Annotated in this window: 2 protein-coding genes; both read left to right on the top strand. The window is 76.2% G+C overall.

The features are described 5' to 3' along the window. Positions 1 to 736 (top strand): phosphopantetheine-binding protein (locus tag ACFXA3_RS38665; RefSeq protein ID WP_385195399.1); only part of this gene is annotated, 736 nt, incomplete at its 5' end. Positions 737 to 779: 43 nt separating this feature from the next. After that, positions 780 to 3,596, top strand: a 2,817-nt coding sequence (locus ACFXA3_RS38660) for a condensation domain-containing protein (RefSeq protein ID WP_385195396.1), incomplete at its 3' end; no start/stop codon positions are given.

Raw genomic sequence — 3,596 nt, 5'->3', positions numbered from 1 at the left:
CAGACCCCGCCCCCCCCTCCCCGGGGCTATGGGCGCGCCCGACCCGTACGCCGGCGCCGGCGGCCGGCTCTACCGCACCGGCGACCTGGTCCGCCGGCTGCCGTCGGGGGAACTGGAGTTCCTCGGCCGCACCGACGACCAGGTCAAGATCCGCGGCTTCCGCATCGAACCGGCCGAGATCGAGGCCGTCCTGGAACAGCACCCGGACGTCCACGGCGCGGCCGTCCTGGTCCGGGAACTGCGCGGCGAGCGCGCCCTCGTCGGCTACGCGGCCGGCCGGGGACCCGACTCCGAGGCGCTGGCCGCCTGGTGCCGGACCCTGCTGCCCGGCTACATGGTGCCCGCCGCGTTCGTCCTGCTCGACGCCCTGCCCCGGACCGTACAGGGCAAGGTCGACACCGCCGCCCTGCCCGACCCCGCCCTGCCCGAACCGGTGGCGTCCGTGGCGCCGCGCACCCCCACCGAGGTGGTGACGGCCCAGATCTGGGCCGAGGTCCTCGGCCTTCCCGAGGTGGGGATCCGCGAGGACTTCTTCGCCCTCGGCGGCCACTCCCTGCGCGCCGTGGCGGCCGCGTCCCGGCTGCGCACCGCGTTCGACTGCCCGATCCAGGTGCGCGACCTGTTCGACCACCCGACGGTCGAACTGCTCGCCGTCGAAGTGGAACGGCAGCTCGTCGAGCAGATCTCCGCGATGAGCGACGACGAGATCGACCTGTCCCTCACCTCCGACTTCTGATCGCCCAGGAGCGATCCCAGCCTCTGATTGGACGGCACTCGCCATGACCACTGCACAGGTCGAAACCTCCGCCACCGCCACCGCCACCCTGTCCACGGCCGCGGCCGCGGCCGCCGCACCCGCCGGCACGCCCGCCACCACACCCGCCACGGACGCCGCCGCGGCCCCCGGTGCCCCGGCCGGTCTCTCCCCGGCCGCCCGCCGGCTCCTCGAAATGCGGCTGCGCGGCAAGACCGCCGCCGCGGCGGCGCCCGCGGGCATCCCCCGCCTCGACCCGCGCCCCGCGCAGTCCCCGCTGTCCGCCGCACAGCAGCGCCTGTACTTCCTCGACCAGCTCGACCCCGGGGGCGTCGAGTACCTGATGCCCGCGGCCTGGCGGTTCACCGGCCCGCTGGACGCGGCCGCGCTGAGCGCCGCGACCGGGGACCTCGTCGCCCGCCACGAGCAGCTGCGGGTGGTCTTCTCCCACGAGGACGGCGTGCCCGCCCAGCGGGTGCTCCCCGCCTCCGACGCGGCCGGCCTCGACGTGGTCGACCTGCCGCCCGCGGTCCGCGAAGGCGGCCCCGCGGCGCTCGCCGCAGCCGTACGGGAGGTGGCGCTGCGCCCCTTCGACCTGGCCGCGGCGCCCCCGTTCCGGGCCACCCTGCTGCGGATCGCCGACGACGACCACGTACTGGTGCTGGCCATGCACCACATCGTCTCGGACGGCTGGTCCCTGGACATCCTGACGGGCGACCTGAGCGCCTGCTACCGCGCCAGAAGCGGCGGCCGGCTCCCGCAGCTCGCGGCGCCACCGGTCGAGTACACCGACTACGCGCACTGGCAGCGCGGGGCCGACGAGAGCGCGCAGCTGGACTACTGGCGCACCGCCCTGTCCGGCCTGACCCCGCTCGAACTGCCCACCGACCACCCGCGGCCCGCCGTCCGCACCTTCGCCGGCGCCGTGCACACCGTCGAGCTCCCCGCCCCGCTGACGGCGGCCCTGGCCGAGCTCGGCCGGCGGACCGACACCACCTCGTACATGACGCTGATGGCGGCGTTCCAGGCGGCGCTGGCCTTCCACAGCGGCCAGGACGACATCGCGATCGGCACCGTCGTCGCCAACCGCGAGCGCCCGGAGATCGAGCAGCTGGTCGGCTTCTTCGTGAACACCCTGGTCATCCGCACCAATCTGGGCGGCGACCCGACCTCGGCGCAGCTGCTGGCCCGTACCCGGGACAGCGTCCTGGGCGCCCTCTCCCACCAGGGCCTGCCCTTCGAGCGGGTCGTCGACGAGCTGAGCCCCGAGCGGGACCTGTCGCGCAATCCGCTGTTCCAGGTGCTGTTCTCCCACTCCGCCGCCGCGCGGCAGGGGACGTACGCCCTCGGCGGGGCGACGGGCACGGCCTTCCCCATCGACCTGACCACCGCGAAGTTCGACCTGACGCTCGACGTCGGCGAGGACGCGGACGGCACCCGGCTCCGCTTCGTCTACCGCCCCGACCTGTTCGAGGCCGCTTCGGTGGCCCGGCTCGCCGAGCACACCGTCGCGGTGCTGCGGGCGTTCACCGAGGCGCCGGACGTCCCGCTCGGCATGGCCGACCTGCTCACCGGCGAGGAGCGGGCCGCGCTGCTCGGCCCCTGGGGCCCGGCGAACCGCCCGGCGGCGGACGCGGTGCCCGGGGCGGCCCCGCGGCCGGCCCTGGAGCGCCTGGCCGAGCGGATGCGGCTGGCCCCCACCGCGGTGGCCGTCTCCGGCGGCGGCCGCAGCCTGACGTACGCCGAACTCGACGCGGCCTCACGGGCCCTGGCCCGGCGGCTGCGGGCCGCGGGCATCGGCCCGGAGTCCCTGGTGGGCGTCTGCCTGGGCCGCTCCGTCGACCTGGCCGTGGCGCTGCTCGGCGTCTGGCGGGCCGGCGCGGCGTACCTGCCGCTGGACCCCGCCCACCCGCGGGCCCGGCGGGAGTTCACGGTCGGTGACGCCGGGGTGGAGTGGGTGGTCGCCGACGGCGTCGGCCGGGCCGCCGTGGAGGGGCTGCCGGTCGGCGTGATCCCGCTCTCCGCCGCCGACGACGAGGGCGCCGCCGGCGCCACCGGCGCCGCGGCCGCGGACCCGCTCGCGGAGGCGGCCCCCGGCCCGGACACCCTCGCCTACGTCATCTACACCTCGGGGTCGACCGGGCAGCCCAAGGGCGTCGAGATCACCCACGGCAACCTCGCCTGGCTGCTCGGCGCCGCCGACCGGCACTTCGACTTCGGTGCCGACGACGTGTGGACGCTCCTGCACTCCCCCGCGTTCGACTTCTCCGTCTGGGAACTGTGGGCCCCGCTGACCTCCGGCGGGCGGGTGGTGGTGCTGACCGAGGACGAGGTCCGCGACCCCGCCGCCGTGCACGCCGTCCTGCGCGACGAGCGCGTCACCGTGCTCAGCCAGACCCCGGCCGCGTTCAAGGGGCTCCGGGCCCATCTGGCCCAGCAGGGGGCGGAGTTCGGCGACCTCGCACTGCGCACGGTGGTCTTCGGCGGTGACGCCTTCGACGCCCGCGACTACCGCGACTGGTTCGCCGTCCCCGAGGACGCGCGGCCCGCTCTGGTGAACATGTACGGGATCACCGAGACCACCGTGCACGTCACGTACCGGCTGATCACCGAGGCGGACACGGTGAGCGCCGTGTACTCGCCGATCGGCCGCCCGCTGGCCGGCCAGCACGGCTACGTCCTGGACCGGGCGGGCCGGCTGGTGCCGCACGGCACGGTGGGCGAGCTGTACGTGGCCGGCGGGGGCGGGGGGGCCGGGGAGAGCCACCAGCACGCGCGGGACGGCCAAAGGGTCACCCGCGGACCCCACCGGCCCGCCGGGGGGGGCCACTATCGCGCGCGG

The organism is Streptomyces sp. NPDC059456 (assembly GCF_042750055.1).
Classification (GTDB): Bacteria; Actinomycetota; Actinomycetes; order Streptomycetales; family Streptomycetaceae; genus Streptomyces.
This window is presented reverse-complemented; position numbering and strand designations above follow the sequence as displayed.